This window comes from Roseomonas sp. CCTCC AB2023176 (genome assembly GCF_042259275.1).
GTDB lineage: Bacteria > Pseudomonadota > Alphaproteobacteria > Acetobacterales > Acetobacteraceae > Roseomonas.
Genome location: NZ_CP170086.1, coordinates 1679240 through 1704042 on the forward strand (window position 1 = coordinate 1679240; position 24803 = coordinate 1704042).

A 24803-nucleotide genomic window follows, 5' to 3' on the forward strand; every position below is an offset into this window, starting at 1 on the left:
CGCCGTCGCCGCGTTTCACCTCTCGCGACCCGGCGCGGAGGAGCACATGGCCGCCACGGCGAATCCCGACCGACCGGCGACGCCGCGCGGGCAGATCCCGGCGGCCGACACGCCGGCGCTCGCCACCCTCCTCGCGCTCTCGGTCGGGGTCGTCATCGTCGCCGCGCTCTCGCTCGGCCAGGACGTCCTCATCCCCATCACGCTGGCGATCCTCCTATCCTTCGTTCTCGCCCCGATCACGCGGCTGCTGGAACGCTGGCACGTGCCCCGGGCGGCCGCCGTGGCGCTGGCCGTGCTGCTCGCGCTCGGCGCGATTTCCCTTGTGGGCTACGTCATCGTCGGGCAGCTCGCGGCCCTCTCGGCCGACGTGCCGCGTTACGCGGCGGCCGTGCAGCGCAAGCTCGCGGCACTGCAGGATCTCGCGATGGGTCCGCTCTCCGGCGTGATGGACGGCCTCTCCCGCCTCGCCCCGGCGCAGCCGCAGCCTGGCCAGGCCGCGCCCGCCGCCCCGGCACCGGCCGCCTCGGGCGGCACGACCTCGCCCCTCGCGCTCCTCGGCGTCCTCACGCCCGTCCTGCATCCGCTGGCGACGGCGGGCATCGTCCTCGTCGTGACGATCTTCATCCTGCTGCGGCGGGAGGACCTGCGGGACCGCGTGATCCGCCTCGCCGGCGCGACGGACCTGCACCGGACGACGGTGGCGCTGGACGACGCGGCGGCACGCCTCTCGCGCTACCTCCTCACCCAGGTTGCGGTGAACGCGACCTTCGGGGCGATCGTCTCCGCCGGGCTGTTCCTGATCGGCGTACCCTCCCCGTTCCTCTGGGGCGTGCTGGCCGGGCTGCTGCGCTTCGTGCCCTATGTCGGCACGCTCATCGGGCTCGGGCTGCCGCTCCTTCTCGCCGCGGCGGTGGATCCGGGCTGGACCATCGTCCTCTGGACCGCAGCGCTCTTCCTCGTCACCGACATCGTCATCGCGCAGGTCGTGGAGCCGCTGCTCTACGGCCACTCGACCGGCCTCTCGCCCGTCTCGGTCATCGTCTCCGCGATCTTCTGGTCCTGGATCTGGGGGCCGGTCGGGCTGATCCTGTCGATGCCGCTGACACTTTGCCTCGTCGTACTCGGGCGACACGTGGACCGGCTGGAGTTCCTCGACGTCGCGCTCGGCGACCGGCCGGCTCTCACGCCGGCGGAGTCCTTCTACCAGCGCATGCTCGCGGCCGATCCGGACGAGGCGCTGGAAGGTGCGGAGACCCTGCTGAAGGACCGCTCCCTCACGGCCTATTATGACGAGGTCGCGCTGAAGGGCCTGCAACTCGCCGCGAACGACATCGGGCGCGGCGTGCTCGCGCCCGAGCGCGCGGTCGGGGTGAAGGACGCGGCCCTCAGCCTCGTCGGCGACCTCGCGGACCACCCGGACGCGCCCACCACGAAGCCGAAGCCGTCTGGGGAGGCGCCCTCCCCATCCCCCGCCGCGGCGGAGGTCAGCCTCTCCCGCGCCGAGCGGGAGGTGCCGCGCACCGCGCCGCCGCCCATGCCGGCCGACCTTCCCCCGGCCTGGCGCGCGCCGGGCGCCGTCCTCTGCATCGCGGGGCGCGGGCCGCTGGATGAGCCGGCGGCGGCGATGCTCGCCCAACTGCTGCGGTTGCGGGGCTTTGGCACGCGCGTCGTCTCCTATGCCGACGTCGCGCGGAACCGGATCACCGAACTGGACGCCGCGGGCGCCGTGATGGCCTGCGTCTCCTACCTCGACATCAGCGGGGAGCCGGCGCACCTGCGCTACCTGCTGCGCCGTCTCCGGACGCGGCTGCCGGGAGCGCCGCTCCTCGTCGGCCTCTGGCCCGCCGACGCGCCGGTGCTGAAGGACCGCGCCCTGCAACGAAGCGTGGGCGCCGACCTCTACAGCCCGTCGCTGCACGAGGCCGTGACGGCCTGCGTCGCGGAGGCCGAGAAGGCCGCCGGGGCGGCATCACCCGCGGAAGAACGGCCGAAGGCAGCCTGAACCGCTCGGGTCGTCCCCCCCCATTCAAGGGTGGGTGGGAGACGTCCAGTCTCCGTTGATGGGGCCGGCAATCGCCCCGAAATGGGCCTTACCCAAGCCCGCCGGAGAGGAACCGCCGCATGAATGCCGCCTGGTGGACCCTGCTCGCCGCCGGCCTGCTCGAGGTCTGCTGGGCCATCGGCCTGAAGGTCAGTGGCGGCTTCACCCGCCTCTGGCCCTCGGTCGCCACGATCGCCGCGATGGTCGCGAGCATGTGGCTGCTGGCGCTCGCCGTGCGCGACCTGCCGGTCGGCACGGCCTATGCGGTCTGGACCGGCATCGGCGCCGTAGGCACCGCGATCCTCGGCGTCGTCCTGCTCGGGGAGCCGCTGACGGCCGCCCGCGTCGCCGGCATCGCGGCGATCGCGGGCGGGATCGTCACCCTGAAATTGGCGTCCTGACGCGCGCCGGCCTCACCGCGCGCGCTTCACGCCCGCCGCCATCGTGTACTCGTCCGCCCGCGCCTCATAGGTCAGCGGACCGCGCAGCGCCCAGACGTTCTTCTGCATGTGAAGCGGTACCAGCGCCACGTCCTCCATCGCCATGCGCATCGCGCGCTTGAAGATGTCCTCCCGCCGCTCGTCGTCCGCGGTGCGCATCCCTTCCTCGACCAGCGCGTCCACGCCGGGGTTGGAATAGCCGTTGAAGTTCACGGTGCCGAAGCCCTTGTCCGGGATGCGCGTGGTCAGGTTGCCGCGCAGCGCGGTGGAGGGCTCGCCCGCCGTCGCCCAGCCGATGAGCATCGCCGACATGTCGTTCCGTGCCTGGCGCTGCGCCAGCACGGCGAAGGGCATGGCCTCCACGCGCGTGCGCACGCCGATGCGCTGCCACATCTGCCCGATCGCCTGGATGATCTGGCTGTCGTTCACGTAGCGGTTATTCGGCCCGATCAGGCCGATCTGGAACCCCTGCGGATAGCCAGCCTCCGCCAGCAGCGCCCTCGCGCGGTCCGGGTCGTAGGGCGGCGCGGGCAGGTCCGCGACGTAGCCGTTGGCGCCCGCCGGCATCATCTGCCCCGTCGGCACCGCCACGCCCTGCATGACCCGGTCCACGATCGCCGGCCGGTTGATCGCGATGGACAGCGCCTGCCGCACCCGCAGGTCCCGCAGCGGGTTGCGATTGAGTCGCTGCCCGTCCATCCCGGTGATGTAGGGCGAGGAATCGTGCTCGGTGTCCAGCTTCAGGTAGATGCAACGCAGGCTCGCGATCTCGGAGAACGTCACGCCCTGCGTCCCGCGCAGCCGCGGCGTGTCGGCCGGCGGCACGACGTCGATCATCTGCACGTCGCCCGACAGCAGCGACGCGACCCGCACGCCGTCATTCGTGACGAAGCGGTAGATCACCCGCGCCCAGTCCGGCTTCTCGCCCCAATAGGAATCGTTGCGCGTCATCACCACGCGGTCGTCGGGCGAATAGGAGGCCAATTTGAACGGCCCCGTGCCGATCACCGCACGGCCGTTGTTGAAGTCGCCGGTGCTGACGTTCTCACCCACCGCCTTGCAGATGATGTAGACTTGGCTCAGGTCCTGCGGCAGCAGCGGATAGACGCCGTTCGTCTTGAAGCGGATCGTGTAGGGATCGACGATCTCGGACGACGCGACGCCCCGCGTGTAGATCGTGAAGGACCCCGGGGAGTTCACCACCCGCGGCACGCGGTTGAGCGTGAAGACCACGTCCTCCGCCGTGAACTCGTCGCCGTTGCTGAACCTGACGTCGCGGCGGAGCTTGAACTCCCAGGTGTTGTCGTCCAGCACCCGCCAGGATTCCGCCAAGCCAGGGCGCAACTGCGCGCTGGCGCTGCGGCCGACCAGCGGGTCGAAGAAGTGCTCCGCCACCATGTTGTTGGGGGAGAGCGTGTGATAATGCGGGTCGAGCGAGGTCGGCGGCGCCGCGACCGCGAGGGTCAGCGTATCGCTCGCCCCCTGCGCCTGGGCCGAACCGCTAGCGAGAAGCGCAGCCCCCGGCAGCGCCGAAGCGGGCAGCGCCAAAGCGGGCAGCGCCAAGACCGCGCGGCGCGGCAGGCCGTTATTCGTACGCATGAAGCCTCCATCACGGTTCGTGACGGCGCCGCGCCCCCGGGCGGTCGCCTTGTGGCCGGCGACGTGCAGTCATTCGGACACGGGGCGGCGGGACGGTCAACGCGCCCGCAGCGCCCGCCGCAAAGCGTGACCCCCGGGGGTTTCCCCCGGCGGCCGATCGCGGTCATCATCGTCCCCGTCCAGCCGGGAGACGAACCGCCATGTCGCGCCAGGCCATCCTCGACGAGATCAGCACCTACGCCGACGAGCTCATCGCCCTCCGCCGCGACATCCACATGCACCCGGAGGTGCGGTTCGAGGAGGTTCGCACCGCCTCGATCGTCGCGGGCAAGCTGCGGGAATGGGGCCTCGACGTCGCCGAGGGCATCGGCATCACCGGCGTCGTCGGCACGCTCCAGGGCAGCCGTCCGGGGCAGCGCGCCATCGGCCTCCGCGCCGACATGGACGCGCTGTTCATCGAGGAGCAGACCGGCCTTCCCTACCAGTCCAGGGTCCCGGGCAAGATGCACGCCTGCGGGCATGACGGGCATACGGCGATGCTGCTCGGCGCCGCGCGCTACCTCTCGCGCCATCGCGACTTCGCCGGCACGGTCCACTTCATCTTCCAGCCCGCCGAGGAAGCCGGCACCGGCGCGCCCGCGATGATCCGCGACGGGCTGTTCGACCGTTTCCCCGTGGACGCGGTCTACGGCCTGCACAACTCCCCTGGCATGCCGGTCGGGGAATTCGGGACGCGGGCCGGGCCGATCCTCGCGGGCTCCGACTTCTGGACCGTCACCTTCCGCGGCACGGGCGGCCATGGCGGTGCGGCACCGCACCTCGCGACGGACGCCACCGTCGTGCTCGGTCACTTCCTTCTGGCCGTGCAGACCATCCTGCCGCGCAACCTCAGCCCGATCGAGCCGGCGGCGCTCAGCGTGGGCCACGTCGCCGCCGGCGCCCATGGCTCCCCGAACGTCATGCCGTCGGAAGTCGTGGTGCGCGGCACCGCGCGCTACTTCCAGCCAGCGACCCAGGCCACCATGCGCCGCCGCCTCGAGGAACTGGCGCAGACCCTCGCCGCGACGCAGGGCTGCACGGCCGAGTTCGCCTACGAACCGCTCTGCCCACCCACCGTGAACACGGCGGAGAAGATCCCCGTCGCCAACACCGCCGCGGCCGCGCTCGTCGGGGAGGCGAAGGTCGGCGAGGTCCGCCTCAGCACGGGCGGCGAGGACTTCGCCTTCATGCTGCAGGAGAAGCCCGGCGTCTTCATGCGCATCGGCAACGGCGTGAACCCCGACGGGTCCTTCCACAACGTCCACACGCCCCACTACGACTTCAACGACGGCGCCCTGGCGCTCGGCTCCGCCTACTGGGCGAGCCTGGTGCAGGAGGAACTGGGGCTGGAGGACCGCTAACCGAAGGCCCCGCACTCCAGCGACACCACCGCACTCGCCTCCCGCACGAGGGCAAAGAGGACTCGGAGCGGCTCGATCAGTCCCTCGCGCTCCCGCGCGTAGCCGCCGCGGCGCGGGGTCGGTGGTTCGGCGAAGTCCAGTTCCGCGCCCGGCGGGTCCATCGCAGGGAAGACCTCGTCCAGGACGGAGGCCGCGCCGTCCACGTCCAAACGCAACAGCCGGTCCACCAGCGCGGCGCGGGTGACGCCGTGGCGGGGGGAAAACTCGGGAACCGAGACGGCGAGCAGCCAGATGCGGTGGATCAGCGCCAGCCGTACCGCGTGGACGGCGAAGAGCCGGTCGCTCATCCGCGGGGCATCGCCCGTCTTCACGTCCCCGGGCCAGGCCCGGCGCAGCGACGACGCGTCCTCCAGCAGGCGCCGGAACACGCGGCGCACGGGGTCGCCGAGCCCCTGCGTTTCCAACGCCCGCGCGACCGCGGTGAGCGCGGCGGCCCTGCCCGGGCGGCGGGTGCGCGCGGCGCGGTCCAGCCAGGTCGCGGGGTCCAGGCTGCCCGCGTAGCCCCGCAGCACGTCGGCGTCCGACAGCGCCAGCCCCGCCCGCGCGAAGGCCATGGCGCCCGCGAAGCGCGGCGAATGTGCCAGCAAGTCCGCGAAGGTCTCTGGTTCCCGCGCCGCGCCGCCGCCCAGGCCATGCGTCAGGTTCGCCAGGAACCCGAGTTGCTGCAGCACCGCGTTGTTCGGGATGGCGCGCAGTTCCGGGACGTGGCGGATGACCACGGGGCCGCCCGTGTCGCTTTGCCGTGCCGCTGGGCGCGATCCCGTGCGGTCCAGCAACGCCGGACCGAAGCCGCCGAGGAGGGCGGGGTAGCCAGGGTCCTCCAGCAGCGCTGCCATGCCCGCGCGCATGCCCGCGAAGAAGTCCGCGGCGAAGTCGCCCTCGGCATAGACAGGGTCCGGCGTCGGATCGGGCGGCGTGAAGGCGTGTTCGGCAATCCGCGCGACCGTCGCGTGCGCCAGGGCCGGCGTGCCGAACAGCAGGTAGCCGTCGCTGCCCTGGAAGCTGGTCTCCAGCCGCGTCGGCGTGCCCGCGGCGGCGAAGGCGGCGCGCACGGCCGGCGGGTCCAGGTAGTCCAGCCGCGCCGCCAGACCGTCTGGATGGCCGCCGCGCCCCAGCCCCTCGCCATGCGTGTCGAACAGCACGACCTCCAGGCCCGAGAGCCCGTGCCGCGCCAGCAGGTCGGCGACGCGTAGCTTCAGCCGCTCGATGAGGTGGCTCGCCGCGGGCTGGCCGACGTAGCGGCCGGAATCGGAATAGCCGAACTGAAGGCAGAGCCGCCCGACGGAGCGTAGATAGGCGCGCCAATGCGGCGAGCGAAGCGCCTCCTCCAACACCCGCTCGCCGCGCTGCTCCAGCGCCTCCGCGGTCTCGAAAAGCGGGGAGATCTCGACATGTCCCTCCGCCCCGCAGATCCGCGCGAGGAGAAGCGCCGCCAGCAGCGTGAAGCCGCTCTCCGTCTCCGCGACGAGGAAACGGACGGGCTGGGACGAGTCCACGTGCTTCGCGATCTGCGCGACCGTCATCATCAGCCGCATGGCGCTGGCCGATTCCGTCAGCAGCCCGCCGAAATCCACCGGCTCCGCCCGAACCTCGTCGAGCGCGGCGTTGATGGCGGTGAAGAGGGCGCGCCGGCGCGCGGGGTCGTCGGGCGCCAGCGCCGGGACGCGCAGGCGCACCGCGTTATGCAGCTGGGTCGCGTTCAGCCGGACATGGGTGTGCGCCAGCGACAGGCCATGGGCGACCAGCCCGGCCCGCGCGACGGCGAGGACCAGCCGCGCCCGTTCGTCCTCAGCCGCCGCGATCGCGGCCTCGAACAGCGGCAGCAGGGGCGCGGGCGTGGTCATCGCCTCCTCCCGCCGCCCGATCAGGGCCTGCGCGAAGGCCCGCGCGGCCCCGGCATCGGGCATGCCGGGGCCGATGGAAGGAGGGGGACAGGCCGCGACCTGCGCGCGCACCGCGTCCAGCGCTGTCGCCAGGCGCGCGCGGAGCGGGGCCGCGACGGGGTCGGGCAGCGCCTCCATCCCCGCGGCCAGGCGGGCGAGGGCCAGTTCCTTCATCCGCAGCCGCAGCCGCAGCGAGTCCTGCCAGCCGATGTCGGTCCGCCCGTCCGTGTCGTAGCCGACCCAGGACGACAGGATGACGGGCTGCGGTCGCAGCGCCGCCCAGCGGTCCGGCCAGATCCCCCGCGCGACGCCGAGGAAGGAGGCCGCCAGCCGGTCCAGCGCGTCGCGGCCGTTCATCATCGCGGCGGTGGCCTGGTCGAACTCCTCCGCCAGGTCGGGCGCGGAGGGGCGGAAGGTCAGGTCGTCCGGGATCGCCGCGCCGCAGGCGGCCTCGGCCAGGGCCGCGCTCGTCCGTCGCGGGAGGGAGAAGGTCGGGTGCGCCGTGAAGACGGCCGCGGCGCGGGGCCTTTCGCAGGCCGCACGGAAGTCGGCGAAGCGGACCGGGCTGTCGTCCGGGTCGGGCCGCGCGACCCGCATGGCGACCGCGGTCAGCGCGGCGTCGGGAGCGCCGATTTCCGTCCCGCCGACCGAGCGTGCCAGCCGCGCCGCTCGGTCGGCGAAGGCGTCGCGCCCCATGGCCGCCAGCGCGCGCCGCAGCCCCGGCAGGTCCAGCGCGCCGTCATCCAGGCGCCGGCTGATCGCCAATGCGACGGCGAGCGCGGGGTTCGCAAAGGGGTCGTCCGCCGCCGCATCGCGCGCGGCGGCGACCATCCCCATCAGGTCGGCCCCCATCAGGTCGGCACCGCCCGCCCCCGCCTCGTCCGACCCGTCCACGGCGCAAGTCCCATGTTGCACCTGCGAACATAGCGGGACGATCGCGGGTTGCCAGCACGGGACGGGCTGGGACCCCCGCCCGCGCCGGACCGTCAGACGACTTCCAGCCCCACGTCGACGTTGCCGCGGATGGCGTTGGAGTAGGGGCAGATGTGGTGGCCCTTCTCGACGATTCGCTGGACCTCCGCCTTGTCCATCCCGGGGATGTGGACCTGCAGCGCCGCCGTGATCCCGAAGCCGCCATCCGGGCGCGGTCCGATGCCGATCTTCGTCGAGACCGTCGTGTCGGCCGGCAACTGGATCTTCTCCTGCGAGGCCGCGAAGCGCATCGCGCCGAGGAAACAGGCCGCGTAGCCCACCGCGAAGAGCTGCTCCGGATTGTTGCCGTTGCCCGAACCACCCATCGCCTTCGGCACGGCGAGCGTTACGTCGAGCGCGCCGTCATCGGACTTGGAACGACCGTCGCGGCCCCCGCCCGTCGCGGTGGCGCCCACGGAGTACTTCACGTCGGTGACGGCCATCTTCTCTTCCCTGATCGGTGTCGCCGGCCGTCTCCGGCCGCGCGTCCGGAGGTCGTACGGCCCGGCGGCCGGCGCAAGGCGGGCCGGAAGCGCCGCGAGGGCGCATTATCCCGCCGTCACGCGCCGCGCGCGGCTTGCGCCGACGCCCGACGGCAGGAACCCTGGACGGCCACCCGAACCCGGAGTCCCCGACGCATGGCCGAGCCGACCCGCATTCCCGCCACCCCGCAGACCATCCGCTTCGGCGCCTTCGACGCGTCCTTCCCGCCCGTCGCGACGGTGGGTTCCGGCGACACGGTGGTGCTGGAATGCGTCTCCGGCGCGCCGGAGATCATGCCCAAGCCGGAAAGCGGGATGCACGTGCCCGACACGCTCGCGGCCATCCATGCGGCCGACCCGCCGCGCATGGGCCCGCACATCGTCACCGGCCCCGTCGAGGTCCGCGGCGCCGAACCCGGCGACATGCTCCGCGTGGACATCCTGGCGATCGAGCCAGGCTGCGACTGGGGCTTCTGCGGGTTCCGCCCTCTCTTCGGCACGCTGCCGGAGGACTTCCCCTACGCCCGCATGCTGCACATCCCCGTGGACCGTACGGCGCGGACCGCGACGATCCCCATGGGCGGCGGCATCACCCTCCCGCTCGCGCCCTTCTTCGGCGTGATGGGCGTCGCCCCCCCCCGCGAATGGGGCCGGATCTCGACGAAGGAGCCCCGCGCCCATGGCGGCAACCTCGACAACAAGGAACTCGTCGCCGGCACGACGCTGTTCCTGCCCGTCCATGTCGCGGGCGCCCTGTTCTCCGCCGGCGACGGCCACGGCATGCAGGGCGACGGGGAGGTCTGCATCAACGCGCTGGAGATGTGCCTCAACGGCACCTTCCGGCTGAGCGTGGAAAAGGGAGGCGGCGCCTCCGACCCCATCCTGCGCTTCCCGCGGGCGGAGACGCCGACCCACTACGTCACGATGGGCCTGAACGAGGACCTGGACCTCGCGATGAAGCAGGCCCTGCGGGAGATGATCGCCTTCATCACCTCCCGCACGAACCTCTCGGCGGCCGACGCCTACCAGTTCTGCTCCCTCGCCGTGGATTTCCGCGTCACGCAGACGGTGAACGGAGAGAAAGGCGTGCACGGGATGTTGAAGAAGGGCCTGATCTTCTGACGCCGTGTGAAGGTCGCGCGTCAGGGTTCTGACGCGCGACATGCCCACAGACCTGTCCACAGGCCTGTGCCCCGAATCATCCACAAGATTCGGAGTCGGAACCGACTCGGCTATCTTGTGGGGTCGCAACCGCCCGACCTACTGTATCTTGTAGGGGAAGTTGCTGTGGGGACGGTGGCATGGACTGGACGAACGAGGCGATCGAGACGCTGAAAGCCCTCTGGGCCGAGGGACATTCCACCGCGGAGATCGGGCGGCGGATGGGCATCTCGAAGAACGCCGTCGTGGGTAAGGCGCACCGGCTGCACCTCGCCGCGCGCCCCAGCCCGATCCAGCGGGAGGATCGCCCGGCTCCCGTCGTGACCGCCGCACCGGAGGCCGTGGCCCCCGCGCCCCGCGTGGAGCGACCCGCCCCGGCGCCGCGCGCCATCGCCCCGCGCGCGCCTGCGGCGCCGCCCACCGCCGTCGTACGTCCCTTCCAGCGCCTGGGCACCCGCACCTGCTGCTGGCCGATCGGTGAGCCGGGCGACGCGAGCTTCCGCTTCTGCGGCGCGGAGGCCCTGGCTCCCAAGCCCTATTGCGCGGAACACGCCGCCATCGCCTACGTGAAGGCCCGCGACCGGCGCGAGGACGCGGCCTGATCGTGCGGGCGTCGCGGGCAACCACGACGCGCCGGAGCGATTGATCCTCCCGGGCCCGCCCGACGGGCCGGGGAGCTCACGCCATGCCAACGCCCACCGTGCCGCCGCCAGGCCCGGACACGCTCAACTCCTCCCTCCGCCGCAACATCGAGGCGCTGGAGGAACGCCGTCGGCGCGAGGCGGAGACGGCGCCCTGGCAGGCACGGCTCGCCGACGCCATCACGCGCTTCACCGGCAGCATGACCTTCGTCCTGATCCACCTCGCCATCTTCGGCGGATGGATCGTCGCGAACCTGGGCTGGATTCCCGGCGTCCCGAAATGGGACGAATCCTTCGTCGTCCTCGCGATGATCGCCTCGGTCGAGGCGATCTTCCTCTCGACCTTCGTCCTCATCTCGCAGAACCGGATGGCGGAGGTCGCGGAAGCCCGCGCCGACCTCGACTTGCAGATCACCCTGCTGACGGAGCACGAGCTGACGAAGATGGCGCAGGTCCTGCACGCCGTCGCCCAGCACCTCGACGTGCCGATCCCCGACCCGGAGGCGCGGGAGATCGAACGGGACGTCGCGCCGGAGGTCGTCCTGGACGCGATCGAGGAGCGGCGCGAGCGGAGGTGACGCGGCGGGGAGGTGACGCGGCGGGGCGCGTCAGTTCCCCAGCATCTCCCGCCCGCCGATCAGCCGGCGCCGGAGCTTGCCGCTGATCCAGTCGATGGCCATCACCGTGATGACCATCAGGATGATGATAAAGGCCACCTCGTCCCAGTGGCGCACGCGGATCCGCTCGGCGATCTGCAGCCCGATCCCGCCCGCCCCCACCACGCCGAGGATGGCCGCGGAGCGCGTGTTGCTCTCGAAGAAGTACAGGGCCTGCGCGAGCATCAGCGGCAGCACCTGCGGCAGGATGCCGAAGCGGATGGCCATGAGGCGGGACCCGCCGGCCGCGGTGATGCCCTCGGCCTGTCGCTTCTCCGCGTTCTCGATCGCCTCGGCGTAGAGCTTCGAGAGCACCGCGAGGTCCGAGATGAAGATCGCCATCACGCCCGCCAGCGGCCCGAGCCCGACGGCACGCACGAAGGCCAGCGCCCAGATCAGCTGGTCCACGCCCCGGACCGTGTCGAAGATCCGCCGCAGCGAGAAACGCAGGAGGAAACTCGTCACGACGTTCCGGGCGCCGAGAAAGCCGAGCGGAATGGCGAAGAGGGCGGCGAGGACCGTCGCGACGAAGGCCATCGCCACGCTCTCGGCGATGCCCTTCAGGATGTCCTGCCACAGCTCGCCGGGGGAGGGCGGGACCATCAGCCGGACGATCGTCAAGAGCCCGGACAGCCCGTTCCACAACCGCCCCGGCGTGATGTCGAACAGCCAGAGCGCCCAGACGAACCAGCCCGCGAAGGCCGCGATCGCCGCCGCCCGGACCGCGCGCGACCGCGCCGTCGGGAAAGCCCCGGGGTGGGAGCCGCGCCAGCGCGCGACGTCGGCCGGCAGGGTCACGCTCACGCCCGCGCCTCCCCGATGATGCGCTTCCTCAGGCGGTCGGAAAGCAGGTCGATCAGGATGACGACGGCCACGATCATCAGGACGATCGCCGAAATCTCCTCGTAGTAGTTCTGCGCGATGACGAGGTAGAGCTCCTGCCCGATCCCGCCCGCGCCGACGAAGCCGATGACGGAGGCGCCGCGCACGTTGATCTCGAAGCGCAGCAGGAGATACGAGAGGAAGTTCGGCGCGACCTGCGGCAGGATCGCGTAGCGTGCGCCCTGCGCCCAGGTGCCGCCGGCGGCCCGCACGCCTTCCCAGGGCTTCAGGTCCGCGTTCTCCACAACCTCCGAGAACAGCTTGCCGAGCGCCCCCGTCGTGTGCATCGCGATCGCCACGATGCCGGCCAAGGGCCCGATCCCGAAGGCCCAGACGAGGATGAGGGCGTAGACGATCTCCGGCACCGTCCGCATCGCCTCCAGCCCGCGCCGCGCCAGCACGTAGGACCAGGTGTTGCGGGCGATGTTGCGCGACGCGAAGAAGCAGAGGACCAGGGCGATCGCACCGCCGATGGCCGTCGCCATCGCCGCCATGTTCGCGGTTTCCAGCAGCAGCAGCGCCCACTTGTCCGCCCGGTAGAACCAGGAGGCGAGGGAGCCCTCGGTCTCCCAGTCCCGGAACAGAACGGCCCAGCGAAGGTCCGGCACGATGCGGGAGAAGTATTCCCCGACCCGCGGCAGCCCCGCCGCGATGGAAGCCGGCCTTGCCTCGCTCACCCAGGCCGCCACCAGGAAGCAGGCGATCAGGATTGCGAGGCCGAGCAGCGTCATCCGCAGCCGCTCGCGGCGGTGCTGGCGGAAGGCGGCCTCGCCGCGTTCGATGACGGGGTTGGCGAAGGGGTTGCCCGCGACGGCGCTCAACTCAGCGATCCTCGGTTCCGGCCACGGGGCTGCCGTGGTGCCGCGCCCGCATGGTCGTCGCCCCACCCCGCGGGACGGCGGTGGTGAGGTCGGACGCGGTGCGTCGGGGCGGCATGCTTCGATCTGCCACGTGCCGAGCGGGGGCCGCAAGCCGCGGGGCGTGACGGGGCGGTGATACGTCGCGTCTGCGCCCTGGCACGGCCGCATGCGGGCAGCGCCATCAGCCCGGAACGCTCCAGGGGTATCGCTCCGCCCGCCCGGCCGCGAAGGTCCTGATCGCCTCGGCCTCGTTCAGCGTCAGGTCCAGGTCGTCCCAGCCGCGCAGCAGCTTCGTCCGCCAGTCCTCGCGCACGGCGAAGGGGAAGCGCTCCGCATCCGCCGCGATCTCCCGCGCCTCCAGGTCCACGGTCAGCTCGCGCAGCCCGCCCTCGAGCAGCGCCAGCAGCCGTTCCGCGATCCCCTCCTCCACGCGCGCCGGCAGGACGAAGTTGTTCACGGCATTGGCCGAGAAGATGTCGCCGAAGGATGGCGCGACGACGCAGTCGAAGCCCGCATCGGCCAGGGCATAGACCGCGGCCTCCCGCGACGATCCGCCGCCGAAGTTGCGCCGCGCGACCAGGATTCGCGCCCCCGCCCGCGTCGGGTCGTTCAGCGCGAGGTCGGTCCGAACCGCGCCCGACCCGTCCCGCCGGAGGTCGTGCAGCAGCGCGTCGCCGTAGCCCTCCGCGCGCGTGCGCTTCATGAAGCGGGCGGGGATGATCTGGTCCGTGTCCACGCCCGCAAGCGGCAGCGGGACCGCGGGGGCCGTCAGAGTCGTGAAGGGCCGCATCAGACCGGGCGCCCCTCCAGCAACGGTCGCACGTCCGTCAGGTGCCCCGTCACCGCGGCCGCCGCGACCATCGCCGGCGACATCAGGTGCGTCCGCGACCCCGGCCCCTGCCGCCCACGGAAATTGCGGTTGGTGGTGGAGGCCGAGCGCTCACCCGGCTTCAGCAGGTCGCCGTTCATCCCGACGCACATCGAACACCCGCTCTCCGCCCATTCCAGCCCGGCCTCGGCGAAGATCCGGTCCAGGCCTTCCTCCTCCGCGCGGCGCTTCACCGCGCTGCTGCCAGGCGAGACGATCCCCGGCACCACAGCACGCCGCCCGGCCAGCACGGTGGCCGCGGCCCGGAGGTCCTCGATCCGCGCGTTGGTACAGGACCCGATGAAGACCTTGTCCACGCGGATCTCCCTGATCGCCTGGCCCGGGCGCAGGCCCATGTAGTCCAGCGCGGACCGCGCATGCGCCGCGCGGCCCGGATCGGGAATGCGGCCCGGGTCCGGCACGGTCGCGGTGACCGGCAGCGCGTCCTCCGGCGTCACGCCCCAGGTGACGGTCGGCGCGATCTCGTCGGCGTGAAGCGATACCTCCCGGTCGAAGACCGCGCCGTCATCCGTCGCCAGCCCCCGCCAGTCCTCCACCGCGCGCTCGAAGGCGGGCCCGTGCGGCGCGAACTCCCGGTCGCGGACCGCGTCGAAGGTCACCTCGTCCGGCGCAACCAGGCCGGAGCGTGCCCCGCTCTCAATCGCCATGTTGCAGAGGGTCAGACGCCCTTCGATGGACAGCGCGCGGATGGCCGAGCCCGCATATTCCACCGCGTGCCGCGCCGCCCCATCCGCGCCGATCCGCGCGATGATCGAGAGCGCCAGATCCTTCGCCGACACGCCGGGCCCGAGCATACCGTCCACCGTCACCCGCATCCGCAGCGGCCGCACCTGCCACAGCGCCTGGGTCATCAGCACCTGCGCGACCTCGCTCGCCCCGATCCCGAAGGCCAGCGCGCCATAGGCCCCGTGCGTCGCGGTATGGCTATCGCCACAAACGATCAGGAGGCCGGGCAGCGTCAGGCCCAGCTCCGGCCCGATCACGTGCACGATCCCCTGCCGCGGATCGTCGAGGCCGAAGAGGCGGATGCCGTGCTCCGCCGTGTTACGCGTGAGGCGCCCGACCACGTCGGCGATCGCGGCGTCCCCGATCGGCCGGCCGCGGTCCCGCGTCGGCACGTAGTGGTCCGCGACGCCGAAGGTCAGGCCGGGCCGCGCCACGGGCAGCCCCCGCGCTCGCGTCTTGTCGAAGCCGTGGAAGGACCCTTCGTGCACGAAGTGCCGGTCCACCCAGAGCAGGTCCGGCGCGCCGTCCCGCCCCTCGATGATCCGGTGAGCGTCCCAGAGCTTGTCGAGGAGGGTGCGGGGCGAAGTGGCCATGCCCGAAAGATCGGCCGCCCCGTCCCGCCCCGCAACGGGGCGCGGGACCTTGTGCCGGGAACACGGGAAGTCCATGTCCGGGGCACGGACGATACCTTGACCGTCCGGGGGCGCTCCCCCTAGGCTTATGCCTCAGCGGAAGGGCTGCCCGGACCATCGGCCCGAGCCCCCGCACCGGAACCCCGCCGCCCGGCGGAGGGTTCATCCAGAACCCCGATCCATCGGTTCCGCGACACCTCCCCCGCACACCACCCTCACCCTTCCGGGTCCAGCCACACAGACATGCACCTATCCGAACTCAAGGCGAAGACGCCCGGCGACCTGCTCGCCTTCGCGGAGGAGGTCGGCGTCGAGAACGCCTCCTCGCTCCGCAAGCAGGACATCATGTTCGCGATCCTCAAGACGCTCGCGGACAGCGACACGGCGATCTACGGCGACGGCACGCTGGAGATCCTGAACGACGGCTTCGGCTACCTGCGCAACCCGCAGTCCAACTTCCTGCCGGGCCCCGACGACATCTATGTCTCCCCCGCCCAGGTCCGCCGCTTCGCGCTGCGCACGGGCGATACGGTGGAAGGGCAGATCCGCGCACCGAAGGACGGTGAACGTTACTTCGCCTTGCTGAAGGTCAACACCGTCAACTTCGAGCCGCCCGAGGCCGTGCGGCACCGGGTGAACTTCGACAACCTCACACCGCTCTACCCGACACGGCGTCTCAAGATGGAGAACCCGGAGCTCGAGACCCCGGCGGCCGAGAAGGAGAGCAAGGCCAAGGGGCCGATGAAGGACAACACGCACCGCGTGATCGACCTCGTCTCCCCGATCGGCATGGGCCAGCGCGCGCTGATCGTGGCGCCGCCGCGCACCGGCAAGACGGTGATGCTGCAGAACATCGCCAAGTCCATCTCGGCCAACAACCCCGAAGTCTTCCTCATCGTCCTGCTCATCGACGAGCGGCCGGAGGAGGTGACGGACATGGCGCGCACCGTGCGCGGCGAGGTCGTGGCCTCCACCTTCGACGAGCCGGCGACCCGCCACGTGCAGGTGACGGAAATGGTGCTGGAGAAAGCGAAGCGCCTGGTCGAGCACAAGCGGGACGTCGTGATCCTGCTCGACTCCATCACCCGCCTCGGCCGTGCCTACAACTCCGTCGTGCCGTCCTCCGGCAAGGTGCTGACGGGCGGCGTGGACGCGAACGCGCTGCAGCGCCCCAAGCGCTTCTTCGGCGCCGCGCGCAACATCGAGGAAGGCGGGTCGCTGACGATCATCGCGACCGCGCTGATCGACACCGGATCGCGCATGGACGAGGTGATCTTCGAGGAGTTCAAGGGCACCGGTAACTCGGAGATCGTCCTGGACCGCAAGCTCTCAGACAAGCGGACCTTCCCGGCGATCGACATCACGAAGAGCGGCACCCGCAAGGAGGAGCTGCTTGTGGACCGCTCGGCCCTGTCGAAGATGTGGGTTCTGCGCCGCATCCTGAACCCGATGGGTACGCAGGACGCGATGGAGTTCCTGCTGGAGAAGCTGAAGTACTCGAAGAACAACCAGGACTTCTTCGACGCCATGAACACCTAAGTCGTCGCCCGCCCGCCGCATCGCGGCGGGCCTGGGTGCGGATGCGGAAAGGGCCTGCCCCGTCGCCGGGGCAGGCCCTCTTTGCGTCGGGTCCGGGCGCTGCGTCCGAGGGTCGTCGGTCACGTGCCCGGCCCGTGCCGTTCGGCGAGCCGGCCTAGCCCATCACCGGTGTCCCGGTGCGGAAGCCTGCCCTGGCCGCGTCAGCGGGCCGCGCCGCCACCCTGGCCGGAGCTGCTGCCCGCGGAGCTGCTCTCGTTCTGGTTGATCGTGCCCTGCGGCACGCCGGACTGGGAGGTCGGCGAGTTCGGGGCGCCGCCGAGGCTGCCGACCGGCACGCCCGGGGAGGCCGCCATGCCGGTCGAGCCCGCACCCTCGTTCCGCGTCACGCCCGAGGGGGCGGAGGGGGTCGGGGCGGTGCTGGTCAGGCCCTGCGCGAAGGTGGCGCCGGAAATCAGGGTGGCGGCAGCCGCCAGGGCAAAACGGGTCATCATGGTGCGTTCCTCTCGTTACTGGGACGATGGCGATAGAACGTCACGCGGGTTCGACCGGTTGCGGCCCCGTTTCCAACTTCCTCGGCGTCCCGCGGGAAAGCGGCCTGCCGTGCGCCGGCGGTCGTGCCCGGACGGCGCGCTGGACCCGCGCGGTCGGACCGGCGGGGCACCGGTGGGGGGCGGCCGGTTGCTAACCCGCCGGGGGGCGGTCCATCCTGATTCGCAAAGGGCGTCCGAAGTGCCCGAGGGAGGCAGCCATGTCCGAGGATCACCGCCGTCTTGCGCGCGCCCCGTCTGCCCGGACCGGCCTGTCCCGGCGCGCCCTCGGCGCCGCGCTGGCCGCCCCGGCCATCCTTCCCGCGGCGGCGTTGGCACAGGGTACCTTCCCGAGCCGGCCGATCTCGCTGATCGTGCCCTTCCCGGCCGGCGGGACGACGGACGTCACGATGCGCGCGCTCGCCGAAGCGGCCTCGAGACGGCTGCCGCAGCCCGTCATCGTCCAGAACATGCCGGGGGCCGGGAACATCCTCGGCGCGCAGGCCGTGGCGCGGGCGCGGCCGGATGGCTACACGCTCACGCAGCTGCCGGCATCGGCCGTGCGGATCCAGATCCTGCAGCGCACGACCTACGACGTGCTGAAGGACTTCACCCCGGTGGTCCACGTCACCGGCTATACCTTCGGCGCGATCTGCCGGGCGGACCGCTTCCCGAACGGCTGGGCCGACGTGATCGCGCAGTCGAAGCGCGAGCCTGGATCGGTTTCGGCCGGGAACACCGGCGCCAACGGGACGCCGCACGTGGCCTTCGCCGAACTCGCCTCGCGCGAAGGCGTCGAGTTCAACCACGTCTCCTACCGCGGCGACGCGGACGGGGCGCAGGCGATCCTCGGCGGGCATCTCGACATGATGGCCGGCGGGTCGGGGCTCGGCACACTTGTGGACGGCGGGCAGGCCAAGTGGCTGCACGTCTGGACGCGGGAGCGGTTGCGGCGCTGGCCGCAGGCGCCGACGCTGCTGGAGCTGGGCTACCGCGACATGGTCATCACCTCGCCCTACGGGATCGTCGGACCGGCGGGGATGGATCCGGCGGCCACCCGGTCGCTGCAGGAGGCGCTGGCTGCAGCGGTGCAGGACCCGACGCACCTCGCGGCGCTCGAGCGGTTCGACATGACGCCGGACTACATGGACTCCGCGGCCTACGGCACGTTCCTGCGGACGTTGTTCGAGCGGGAGAGCGACCTCGTGCGCCGCCTGGGCCTCCGGGCGGCCTAACCTCCGGGGCGTCTGACCTCCGGGCGGCCGAAAACCTCCAAAGGGCGCCGACCTCCACGGGGCCGGGGTGGACGGCCCTGCCGCCCCGGCGAGAATGGCGGCATGTACGGCGGCGCCCCAGCCTTTGGACCGACCGACGGCATCGCCAGGCTGGAGCGTGCTGCGCTGAACGCCGTCCCGGCGCCCCGGGTCGCCTGGGACGGGCCGTTCGTCGTCCGCGCCTTCCGCGGCGGCACCGGGCGCGGCAACGCGGCCTGTTCGCTCGATCCCGCGTCCGATCCCGGCCTGGAGGCACGGGTGGCGCGGATTGAGGCGCACTACACCCACCTCGGCCTGCCGGCGCGCTTCCGCAGCACGCCGTTGGACCCGCCCGGCTTGGTGGAACTGCTGCAGGCCCGGGGCTATCGGGAGGTGGAGGGGGCGGTGATCCTGGCGGGCACCCTTCCGCCGATCGAGCCGGAAGACGCCGAATGGGCGGATGCCCCAACGCATGACTGGCTCTCCGTCCTCGCCACCGCAGAGCACCAGACGCAGGCCCGCCGGCAGGAGAAGGTGGAGGCGGTGCCGCTGCTCTCGCGGCCGGCAGCTTGGCTGGTACTGCGGCGGGATGGCCAGCCCGCCGCGGTCGGGCATGCCGTAGCCGATGACGGCCTGCTGGGGATCTTCGACGTCGCGACGGCCCCGGCCGCGCGTCGCACCGGCCTGGGCCGTGCCGTCCTGGGTGCTCTGGCGGGATGGGGCATGGCACGCGGCGCAACGCGGTGCTGGCTGCAGGTTGCCCCGAGCAACGCGCCGGCACTCACCCTCTATGCCGGATCTGGGATGACGGAAGTCTATCGTTACCGCTACCTCGTCCGGTACTGACAGGAAAATTTCCGGACCATGAAAAGAACGGTAGCCGCCCTGATTTCGGGAACAGTTATGGCAGGAGCACCGTACTGCCCGTCGTTTTTCTTCCCTCAAGGGCACGATGCGCTTCCGCTGCGTCCTGCAAGGCATAGGTCTGGTTGACGTTGATCCGGACCTTCCCGGATCGGACGACGTCGAACAGGTCGTCGGCCATGGCGACCAGATCGGCCCGCTTCGCCGCGTAGGTGGCGAGCGTCGGCCTCGTCACGTAGAGGCTGCCCTTCGCGGAGAGCACCCCCAGATCCACGCCGGTCACGGGGCCCGACGCGTTGCCGTAGGATACCATGAGGCCAAGCGGCGCGAGGCAGTCGAGCGAGGCGGTCCAGGTGTCGCGCCCCACGCTGTCATAGACCACGGGGAGCCGGCTCCCCCGCGTGATCTCGCCGACCCGGGTGGCGAGGTCCTCGGATGCCAGGATCACGTGGTCCGCCCCGTGGCTGCGGGCCAGCGCGGCCTTCTCCTCCGTGCTGACCGTCCCGATCACCGTGGCGCCGAGTGCCTTCGCCCATTGGACCAGGATCAACCCGACGCCGCCCGCCGCGGCATGGACCAGGATTGTCTCGCCCGGCTTCACGACATAGGTGCGGCGGAGGAGGTACTGCGCCGTCAGCCCTTGCAGCATCATCGCCGCAGCGGTCTGCGAAGGGACGTCGTCCGGCAACTTGACGAGAAGGTCCGCCCGGATCGCCCGGGCCTCCGCATAGGCACCGATCGGCCCCATGGCGTAGGCCACGCGGTCACCCACCTGCAGATCGGTCACGCCGTTGCCCACGGCCTCCACGACGCCGGCGGCTTCCATCCCGAGCGTCGCCGGCATCTGCGGCGCCTTGTACAGCCCCGTGCGGAAGTAGATGTCGATGAAGTTCAGGCCGACCGCCTCGTGGCGCACCAGCGCCTCGCCCGGCTTGGGCGAGGGAATCGGGACCTCCTCCCAGACGAGTTTCTCGGGACCACCGGTCTCGTGCAGGCGGATGGCGCGCATCATGGCGGGCTTTCTCGGCGAGAGGTTGGTTCAGCTCGTAGGCCGCAGGTCGCGGCAGGGCGAAGCCGGCGCCAGAAGATCCGGCAACCCCGGGCGGGTCCGCCGTTCCAGGTCAAGGAGCCAGCGCTTGGTCGAAACCCCGTCCCCGCCGGAATAGCCGCCGAGGGCGCCGCCCGAGGCTACGACGCGGTGGCAGGGAATGATGATCGGGATCGGATTGGCCCCGTTCGCGCCACCGATGGCCCGCGATGCGGTCCCGAGTTCACGCGCCAGGTCACCATAGGTCCGGGTCTCGCCGGGGGGGATGGCACGAAGCGCGGTCCAGACGCGAAGGCGGAAAGCTGATCCGTGCGGTGCCAAGGGCAGGTCGAACGCCGTCCGCAACCCGTCGAAATAGTCCTGCAGCTGGTCGGCTGCCCGACGCAGGAGAGGCGTTTCATCCCGATCGCGGCCACGTCCCCAGTCGAGCGCGACGATCGCTCCATCCTCTTCGGAGAGGGTAAGCATGCCAAGCGGTGAGAGGAGGGGGAGCTGGGGCATGCGGGGCGCCCGATTCCTCACCCCGGGACGGCCCGGCGTCAAGCACCGCGTCTTCCGCGGGTCGCCCCTGGATGAAGCGTGAGGGATGGGGCACATGGGTGGCGCCTCGGCGGCCAACCCCTCCCTTTGGATGCCCCTGCCCGTGTCCCACGATGTCGCCGTTTCACGTGAAACAACGGCCGATCCGGCACCCTACTTCCGCGTCCACCTCTTCGCCTGCACCAACCGCCGACCGGACGGCCACCGACGCGGCTCCTGCGCAGCACGGGGGGCCGAGGGCTTGCGCGACTACATGAAGGCACGGGCGAAGGAGATGGGGCTGCCCGGCGTTCGGGTGAACTCGGCTGGGTGCCTGGACCGGTGTGAGTTCGGTCCGACCTTCGTCGTCTACCCGGAAGGCGTCTGGTATCGGGCCGAAACGCGGCAGGACGTGGACGAGATCCTCGCCATCCATGTGCGGGACGGGGGCCGCGTCACCCGGCTGATGCTCACGGAGAAGGACGTCCCGCCCGGCAAGGCCTGACCTTGGATACGATCGTCGCGCTGGCTACCCCATCGGGCCGCGGGGCGCTCGCCGTCGTCAGGATCTCCGGGCCTGGGTCGCGGAGCATCCTGACATCCGTCGCGGGCCGCCTGCCCTCGCCCCGCGTGGCAAGCCTGCGCCGGCTGCGAGGCGCTGACGGGGACATCCTGGACGAAGCCCTTATCCTCTGGTTCCCCGGCCCGCACTCCTACACCGGCGAAGACGTCGCCGAATTCCATCTGCACGGTGGGACGGCGGTCGTCGGCGCGGTGCTGGACCGGCTCGCCGACCTCGGTGCACGTCCGGCGGAACCGGGAGAGTTCACGCGTCAGGCCGTCCTGAACGGCCGCATGGACCTGACCGCAGCGGAGAGCGTCGTCGACCTTATCGATGCGGAAACCGCGGCGCAGGCGCGTCAGGCCCTTCGCAACCTCGGCGGAGCACTGGCCCGGCAGTGTGATGCCTGGGCGACCCGCCTTACTGGATTGCTGGCGCGGGCCGAGGCCGCGATCGAATTTGCGGAGGACGGCACGCCCGAGGCTTCCGAGGACTCCGGAGGCGCCGCATCCCTCGCTGCCGAAATCCGCACGCAGCTAGCGGCAGACCAGGGGGGCGAACGGATCCGGACAGGGCTGGATATCGCCATCCTCGGGGCGCCCAATGCCGGCAAGTCATCGCTCATCAATGCCCTCGCGGGCCGGGAGGCGGCGATCGTCTCCGCCCAGCCGGGAACCACCCGGGACGTCGTCGAGGCACGGATCGTCCTGGCCGGCCTCCCGATCACCCTCGCAGACACCGCCGGCCTGCGAGAGACGGTCGAGGAGATCGAGCGCGAAGGCATCCGCCGCGCCCTGGACCGTGGTGAGGCTGCCGACATCGTCGTCGCCGTGCTGGCCTGCGATGCGCCCGCGGACGATGCGACGCTTGCGCTGATCGCCCGCCGGCACTGCATCGTCGTTGGCGGAAAGGCCGACCTGGCCCCCCCGCCATCCGCCTGGCGCGCGCTTCCCGTTTCCGTCCGGACGGGCCAGGGCCTGCGCGAGCTACGCGACCGCATCGAAGCCGAGGCCCAGGCCTTGACGCCCAGTGCCGGCGCCGCCCTGCTGACCCGGCCCCGGCACCGGGCGGCGTTGCGCGACACGGCGGATTGGCTGGACGAAGCATCCATCGCTCCCCTGCCGGAGCTACGGGCGGAGGCGCTCCGCGCCGCCCTCGATGCCCTGGGCCGCCTCACCGGCCGTGTCGGTGCGGAGGATGTGCTGGACCGACTCTTCGCCGATTTCTGCGTCGGCAAGTGACCTGCACGCCCGGCGGGGCCTCCGCTATAGCGTGCGCATGACTGCCGCGTTCGACGTCGTCGTGATCGGGGGAGGGCACGCGGGCACCGAAGCGGCTGCGGCCGCGGCGCGCTGCGGCGCGCGCACGCTCCTGCTGACCCATCGTTGGGACCGGGTCGGCGAGATGTCCTGCAACCCCGCCATCGGCGGCGTGGGCAAGGGACACCTCGTACGCGAGGTGGATGCGCTGGACGGCTTGATGGGTCGCGCCGCCGACCTGGCGGGCATTCATTTCAAGGTCCTGAACCGCAGCAAGGGGCCGGCCGTCCGTGGCCCGCGGGTTCAGGCAGACAGGTCCCTCTACCGCCAGGCCGTGCAGGACCTGCTGCGCGAGACCCCGGGGCTGCACGTCTCTGAAGGTGCGGCCGAGACGCTCCTTCTCGGCCAGGGGCAGGGCGTCGAAGGCGTCGGGCTGTCCGACGGCCGGACCATCCGCTGCGCTGCCGTCGTCGTGACGGCCGGCACCTTCCTCCGCGGAGAAATCCATCTCGGGCCGGAGCGCTGGCCAGCCGGGCGGCACGGCGATCCGGCGTCGCTCGGCTTGGCCCGCTGCCTCGAGGCGCTGGGCCTTCCGGTCGCCCGCCTCAAGACAGGAACGCCTCCCCGTATCGACGGTCGGACGGTGGATTGGCACGGCGTGGAGGCCCAGCCCGGCGACGACCCACCCGAGCCGCTCTCCACCCTGACCACCATCCTGCCGAACCCCCAGGTGACCTGCGGAATCACGGCGACCAGCCCCGCCACGCACGCCATCATCCGCGCCAATCTCGACCGCGCGCCGGTCCAAAGCGGGCAGATTGCGGGACGCGGCCCGCGCTACTGCCCCTCCATCGAGGACAAGGTCGTCCGCTTCGCCGAACGGGAGCGTCATCAGGTGTTCCTCGAACCCGAGGGCCTGGACGACCCGACCGTCTACCCGAACGGCATCTCCACCAGCCTGCCGAGGGAGGTTCAGGACGCGGTGGTCGCGAGCATCCGCGGCCTGGAACGGGCCGTGATCCTGCGCCACGGCTACGCGATCGAATACGATCACCTCGATCCCCGCGCGCTCTGGCCGAGCCTCGAGGTGAAGACGGTGCGGGGGCTGTTCCTCGCGGGCCAGGTCAACGGCACGACGGGCTACGAGGAAGCCGCCGCCCAAGGTCTGGTCGCCGGCATCAACGCGGCCCATCGCGCGGCCGGCGGCGACGAGCCGCGGGTGCTCACCCGGACGGAGGCCTATACGGGCGTCCTCGTGGACGACCTCGTCAACCAGGGGGTGACCGAACCCTACCGCATGCTGACGGCGCGGGCGGAGCACCGCCTGCGGTTGCGGGCCGACAATGCCGGGCTCCGCCTGACGAAGACCGGCATCCGATGGGGTGTCGTCGGCCCGGCTCGGGCCGCCGCACATCGCGCCTTCGCTGCCTCGGTGGCCGACGCGATCGCCCGGGCCCGGGCGACGGTCTCGACGCCCGCCAGCCTGGCCGCTGCCGGACTGGCCGTGAACCAGGACGGGGTACCCCGCAGCCTGCTCGAGGTCATGGCGCTTCCCGCCGCCACCGATTCCCTCCTCGACGCCGCCTTTCCCTGGCTTCGCGGCCTGCAACCGGCCGTGCGGGACCAGCTGAGGGCCGAGGCGCTCTATGCGCCGTATCTCCTGCGTCAGGCCGCCGAATTCGCCGCGCTGGATCGGGAGGAGCGCCTGCGGGTTCCACCTGATCTCGACTTCTCCGTCGTAGGAGGCTTGTCCTTGGAAATGCGTCAGCGTCTGGGGTCAGCACGACCCGCAACGCTAGGGGCGGCCGGCCGTGTCCCTGGTGTGACGCCCGCGGCCCTGGTGGCCCTCGCCGGCCATCTCCGGCGCACGCGCCCGGTCGCTGCGGAGTGAAGCGTCCCAGCCAGCGC

22 protein-coding genes are annotated in these 24803 nt (G+C 71.7%); 12 read left to right on the top strand and 10 right to left on the bottom strand.

The features are described 5' to 3' along the window. Positions 1-46 precede the first annotated feature (46 nt). Both ACE7GA_RS08410 and ACE7GA_RS08415 read left to right on the top strand, forming a co-directional pair. Positions 47-2002, top strand: a complete 1956-nt coding sequence (locus ACE7GA_RS08410) for an AI-2E family transporter (RefSeq protein ID WP_376098318.1) — start codon at positions 47-49, stop codon at positions 2000-2002. Positions 2003-2121: 119 nt separating this feature from the next. After that, the gene (locus ACE7GA_RS08415) at positions 2122-2442 is read left to right on the top strand and encodes a DMT family transporter (protein WP_376098321.1); all 321 of its coding nucleotides are present in this window, start codon (positions 2122-2124) and stop codon (positions 2440-2442) included. A gap of 12 nt (positions 2443-2454) precedes the next feature. Here ACE7GA_RS08415 and ACE7GA_RS08420 read toward each other — a convergent pair whose 3' ends face one another. After that, positions 2455-4080 (bottom strand): ABC transporter substrate-binding protein, encoded by a 1626-nt coding sequence (locus ACE7GA_RS08420; RefSeq protein WP_376098324.1) that lies wholly within the window; start codon positions 4078-4080, stop codon positions 2455-2457. 200 nt (positions 4081-4280) lie between these two features. Between ACE7GA_RS08420 and ACE7GA_RS08425 the strand changes: the two genes are divergently transcribed. Further along, a complete protein-coding gene (locus tag ACE7GA_RS08425) occupies positions 4281-5480 on the top strand; it encodes a M20 aminoacylase family protein (RefSeq protein ID WP_376098327.1) in 1200 nt (399 codons plus the stop codon). Here the strand turns inward: ACE7GA_RS08425 and ACE7GA_RS08430 are convergent. Beyond that, on the bottom strand, positions 5477-8338 hold the full coding sequence (locus ACE7GA_RS08430) for a phosphoenolpyruvate carboxylase (RefSeq protein WP_376098330.1): 2862 nt from the start codon (positions 8336-8338) through the stop codon (positions 5477-5479). The two genes, ACE7GA_RS08425 and ACE7GA_RS08430, sit on opposite strands and share 4 nt — an antisense overlap. 71 nt (positions 8339-8409) lie before the next feature. Then, positions 8410-8838, bottom strand: coding sequence for an organic hydroperoxide resistance protein (locus tag ACE7GA_RS08435; protein WP_376098333.1), 429 nt, complete (start codon positions 8836-8838; stop codon positions 8410-8412). 195 nt (positions 8839-9033) lie between these two features. Here ACE7GA_RS08435 and ACE7GA_RS08440 point away from each other — a divergent pair, with 195 nt between their 5' ends. The 3 genes from ACE7GA_RS08440 to ACE7GA_RS08450 all read left to right on the top strand — a co-directional run bounded on the left by ACE7GA_RS08440 (position 9034) and on the right by ACE7GA_RS08450 (position 11257). Further along, entirely contained in the window at positions 9034-9999 is a 966-nt protein-coding gene (locus tag ACE7GA_RS08440) for an acetamidase/formamidase family protein (RefSeq protein ID WP_376098336.1), read from the top strand. 179 nt (positions 10000-10178) lie between these two features. Continuing rightward, on the top strand, positions 10179-10640 hold the full coding sequence (locus ACE7GA_RS08445) for a GcrA family cell cycle regulator (RefSeq protein WP_376098339.1): 462 nt from the start codon (positions 10179-10181) through the stop codon (positions 10638-10640). An 83-nt stretch (positions 10641-10723) separates the two neighbouring features. Next, entirely contained in the window at positions 10724-11257 is a 534-nt protein-coding gene (locus tag ACE7GA_RS08450) for a DUF1003 domain-containing protein (RefSeq protein WP_376098342.1), read from the top strand. Positions 11258-11287: 30 nt separating this feature from the next. On the opposite strand, the gene phnE (ACE7GA_RS08455) is transcribed toward ACE7GA_RS08450, so the two are convergent. From phnE (ACE7GA_RS08455) to leuC, 4 genes are all read right to left on the bottom strand, one after another. Further along, positions 11288-12139 (bottom strand): phosphonate ABC transporter, permease protein PhnE, encoded by an 852-nt coding sequence (phnE, locus tag ACE7GA_RS08455; RefSeq protein ID WP_376098345.1) that lies wholly within the window; start codon positions 12137-12139, stop codon positions 11288-11290. Further along, complete coding sequence (phnE, locus tag ACE7GA_RS08460; protein WP_376098348.1) at positions 12136-13038, bottom strand: phosphonate ABC transporter, permease protein PhnE; 903 nt, start codon at positions 13036-13038, stop codon at positions 12136-12138. Before phnE (ACE7GA_RS08460) ends, phnE (ACE7GA_RS08455) begins: the two co-directional genes overlap by 4 nt. A 220-nt stretch (positions 13039-13258) precedes the next feature. Continuing rightward, a complete protein-coding gene (gene leuD, locus ACE7GA_RS08465; RefSeq protein ID WP_376098351.1) occupies positions 13259-13867 on the bottom strand; it encodes a 3-isopropylmalate dehydratase small subunit in 609 nt (202 codons plus the stop codon). Next, positions 13867-15285 carry a 3-isopropylmalate dehydratase large subunit gene (gene leuC, locus ACE7GA_RS08470; RefSeq protein ID WP_376098354.1) on the bottom strand — a complete coding sequence of 473 codons (1419 nt, stop codon included), beginning with the start codon at positions 15283-15285 and terminating at the stop codon, positions 13867-13869. The genes leuD and leuC overlap by 1 nt, the downstream gene beginning before the upstream one ends. A gap of 282 nt (positions 15286-15567) precedes the next feature. On the opposite strand from leuC, the gene rho reads away from it, so the two are divergent. Next, positions 15568-16863: a transcription termination factor Rho gene (gene rho, locus ACE7GA_RS08475; RefSeq protein WP_376098357.1), complete on the top strand. Its 1296-nt coding sequence runs from the start codon at positions 15568-15570 to the stop codon at positions 16861-16863. 200 nt (positions 16864-17063) lie between these two features. On the opposite strand, the gene ACE7GA_RS08480 is transcribed toward rho, so the two are convergent. Next, positions 17064-17354, bottom strand: coding sequence for a hypothetical protein (locus ACE7GA_RS08480; RefSeq protein ID WP_376098360.1), 291 nt, complete (start codon positions 17352-17354; stop codon positions 17064-17066). A gap of 257 nt (positions 17355-17611) precedes the next feature. Between ACE7GA_RS08480 and ACE7GA_RS08485 the strand changes: the two genes are divergently transcribed. Beyond that, a complete protein-coding gene (locus ACE7GA_RS08485) occupies positions 17612-18625 on the top strand; it encodes a tripartite tricarboxylate transporter substrate binding protein (RefSeq protein ID WP_376098363.1) in 1014 nt (337 codons plus the stop codon). 102 nt (positions 18626-18727) lie between these two features. After that, positions 18728-19489 (top strand): GNAT family N-acetyltransferase, encoded by a 762-nt coding sequence (locus ACE7GA_RS08490; protein WP_376098367.1) that lies wholly within the window; start codon positions 18728-18730, stop codon positions 19487-19489. Between the two features lie 55 nt (positions 19490-19544). On the opposite strand, the gene ACE7GA_RS08495 is transcribed toward ACE7GA_RS08490, so the two are convergent. Both ACE7GA_RS08495 and ACE7GA_RS08500 read right to left on the bottom strand, forming a co-directional pair. After that, a complete protein-coding gene (locus ACE7GA_RS08495; RefSeq protein WP_376098370.1) occupies positions 19545-20519 on the bottom strand; it encodes a quinone oxidoreductase in 975 nt (324 codons plus the stop codon). A gap of 27 nt (positions 20520-20546) precedes the next feature. Continuing rightward, positions 20547-21056, bottom strand: a complete 510-nt coding sequence (locus ACE7GA_RS08500; RefSeq protein ID WP_376098373.1) for a methylated-DNA--[protein]-cysteine S-methyltransferase — start codon at positions 21054-21056, stop codon at positions 20547-20549. A 142-nt stretch (positions 21057-21198) separates the two neighbouring features. Here ACE7GA_RS08500 and ACE7GA_RS08505 point away from each other — a divergent pair, with 142 nt between their 5' ends. From ACE7GA_RS08505 to mnmG, 3 genes are read left to right on the top strand one after another with little or no spacing between them, the layout of a single operon-like run. Then, positions 21199-21579 (top strand): ferredoxin, encoded by a 381-nt coding sequence (locus tag ACE7GA_RS08505; RefSeq protein ID WP_376098376.1) that lies wholly within the window; start codon positions 21199-21201, stop codon positions 21577-21579. Beyond that, a complete protein-coding gene (gene mnmE / locus ACE7GA_RS08510; protein WP_376100173.1) occupies positions 21576-22877 on the top strand; it encodes a tRNA uridine-5-carboxymethylaminomethyl(34) synthesis GTPase MnmE in 1302 nt (433 codons plus the stop codon). The genes ACE7GA_RS08505 and mnmE overlap by 4 nt, the downstream gene beginning before the upstream one ends. A gap of 37 nt (positions 22878-22914) precedes the next feature. Continuing rightward, positions 22915-24786, top strand: coding sequence for a tRNA uridine-5-carboxymethylaminomethyl(34) synthesis enzyme MnmG (gene mnmG / locus ACE7GA_RS08515; RefSeq protein ID WP_376098379.1), 1872 nt, complete (start codon positions 22915-22917; stop codon positions 24784-24786). Positions 24787-24803 lie beyond the last annotated feature (17 nt).

Excerpts from the sequence above, each read along its gene's own strand:
- ACE7GA_RS08445 (WP_376098339.1), top strand. The coding sequence starts at position 10,179 with ATGGACTGGACGAACGAGGCGATCGAGACGCTGAAAGCCCTCTGGGCC.
- ACE7GA_RS08425 (WP_376098327.1), top strand. The coding sequence starts at position 4,281 with ATGTCGCGCCAGGCCATCCTCGACGAGATCAGCACCTACGCCGACGAG.
- ACE7GA_RS08495 (WP_376098370.1), bottom strand. The coding sequence starts at position 20,519 with ATGATGCGCGCCATCCGCCTGCACGAGACCGGTGGTCCCGAGAAACTC.
- ACE7GA_RS08485 (WP_376098363.1), top strand. The coding sequence starts at position 17,612 with ATGTCCGAGGATCACCGCCGTCTTGCGCGCGCCCCGTCTGCCCGGACC.
- ACE7GA_RS08415 (WP_376098321.1), top strand. The coding sequence starts at position 2,122 with ATGAATGCCGCCTGGTGGACCCTGCTCGCCGCCGGCCTGCTCGAGGTC.
- rho (WP_376098357.1), top strand. The coding sequence starts at position 15,568 with ATGCACCTATCCGAACTCAAGGCGAAGACGCCCGGCGACCTGCTCGCC.
- leuD (WP_376098351.1), bottom strand. The coding sequence starts at position 13,867 with ATGCGGCCCTTCACGACTCTGACGGCCCCCGCGGTCCCGCTGCCGCTT.
- ACE7GA_RS08410 (WP_376098318.1), top strand. The coding sequence starts at position 47 with ATGGCCGCCACGGCGAATCCCGACCGACCGGCGACGCCGCGCGGGCAG.
- mnmG (WP_376098379.1), top strand. The coding sequence starts at position 22,915 with ATGACTGCCGCGTTCGACGTCGTCGTGATCGGGGGAGGGCACGCGGGC.
- ACE7GA_RS08420 (WP_376098324.1), bottom strand. The coding sequence starts at position 4,080 with ATGCGTACGAATAACGGCCTGCCGCGCCGCGCGGTCTTGGCGCTGCCC.
- leuC (WP_376098354.1), bottom strand. The coding sequence starts at position 15,285 with ATGGCCACTTCGCCCCGCACCCTCCTCGACAAGCTCTGGGACGCTCAC.
- ACE7GA_RS08435 (WP_376098333.1), bottom strand. The coding sequence starts at position 8,838 with ATGGCCGTCACCGACGTGAAGTACTCCGTGGGCGCCACCGCGACGGGC.
- ACE7GA_RS08450 (WP_376098342.1), top strand. The coding sequence starts at position 10,724 with ATGCCAACGCCCACCGTGCCGCCGCCAGGCCCGGACACGCTCAACTCC.
- ACE7GA_RS08490 (WP_376098367.1), top strand. The coding sequence starts at position 18,728 with ATGTACGGCGGCGCCCCAGCCTTTGGACCGACCGACGGCATCGCCAGG.
- ACE7GA_RS08440 (WP_376098336.1), top strand. The coding sequence starts at position 9,034 with ATGGCCGAGCCGACCCGCATTCCCGCCACCCCGCAGACCATCCGCTTC.
- ACE7GA_RS08500 (WP_376098373.1), bottom strand. The coding sequence starts at position 21,056 with ATGCCCCAGCTCCCCCTCCTCTCACCGCTTGGCATGCTTACCCTCTCC.
- ACE7GA_RS08480 (WP_376098360.1), bottom strand. The coding sequence starts at position 17,354 with ATGATGACCCGTTTTGCCCTGGCGGCTGCCGCCACCCTGATTTCCGGC.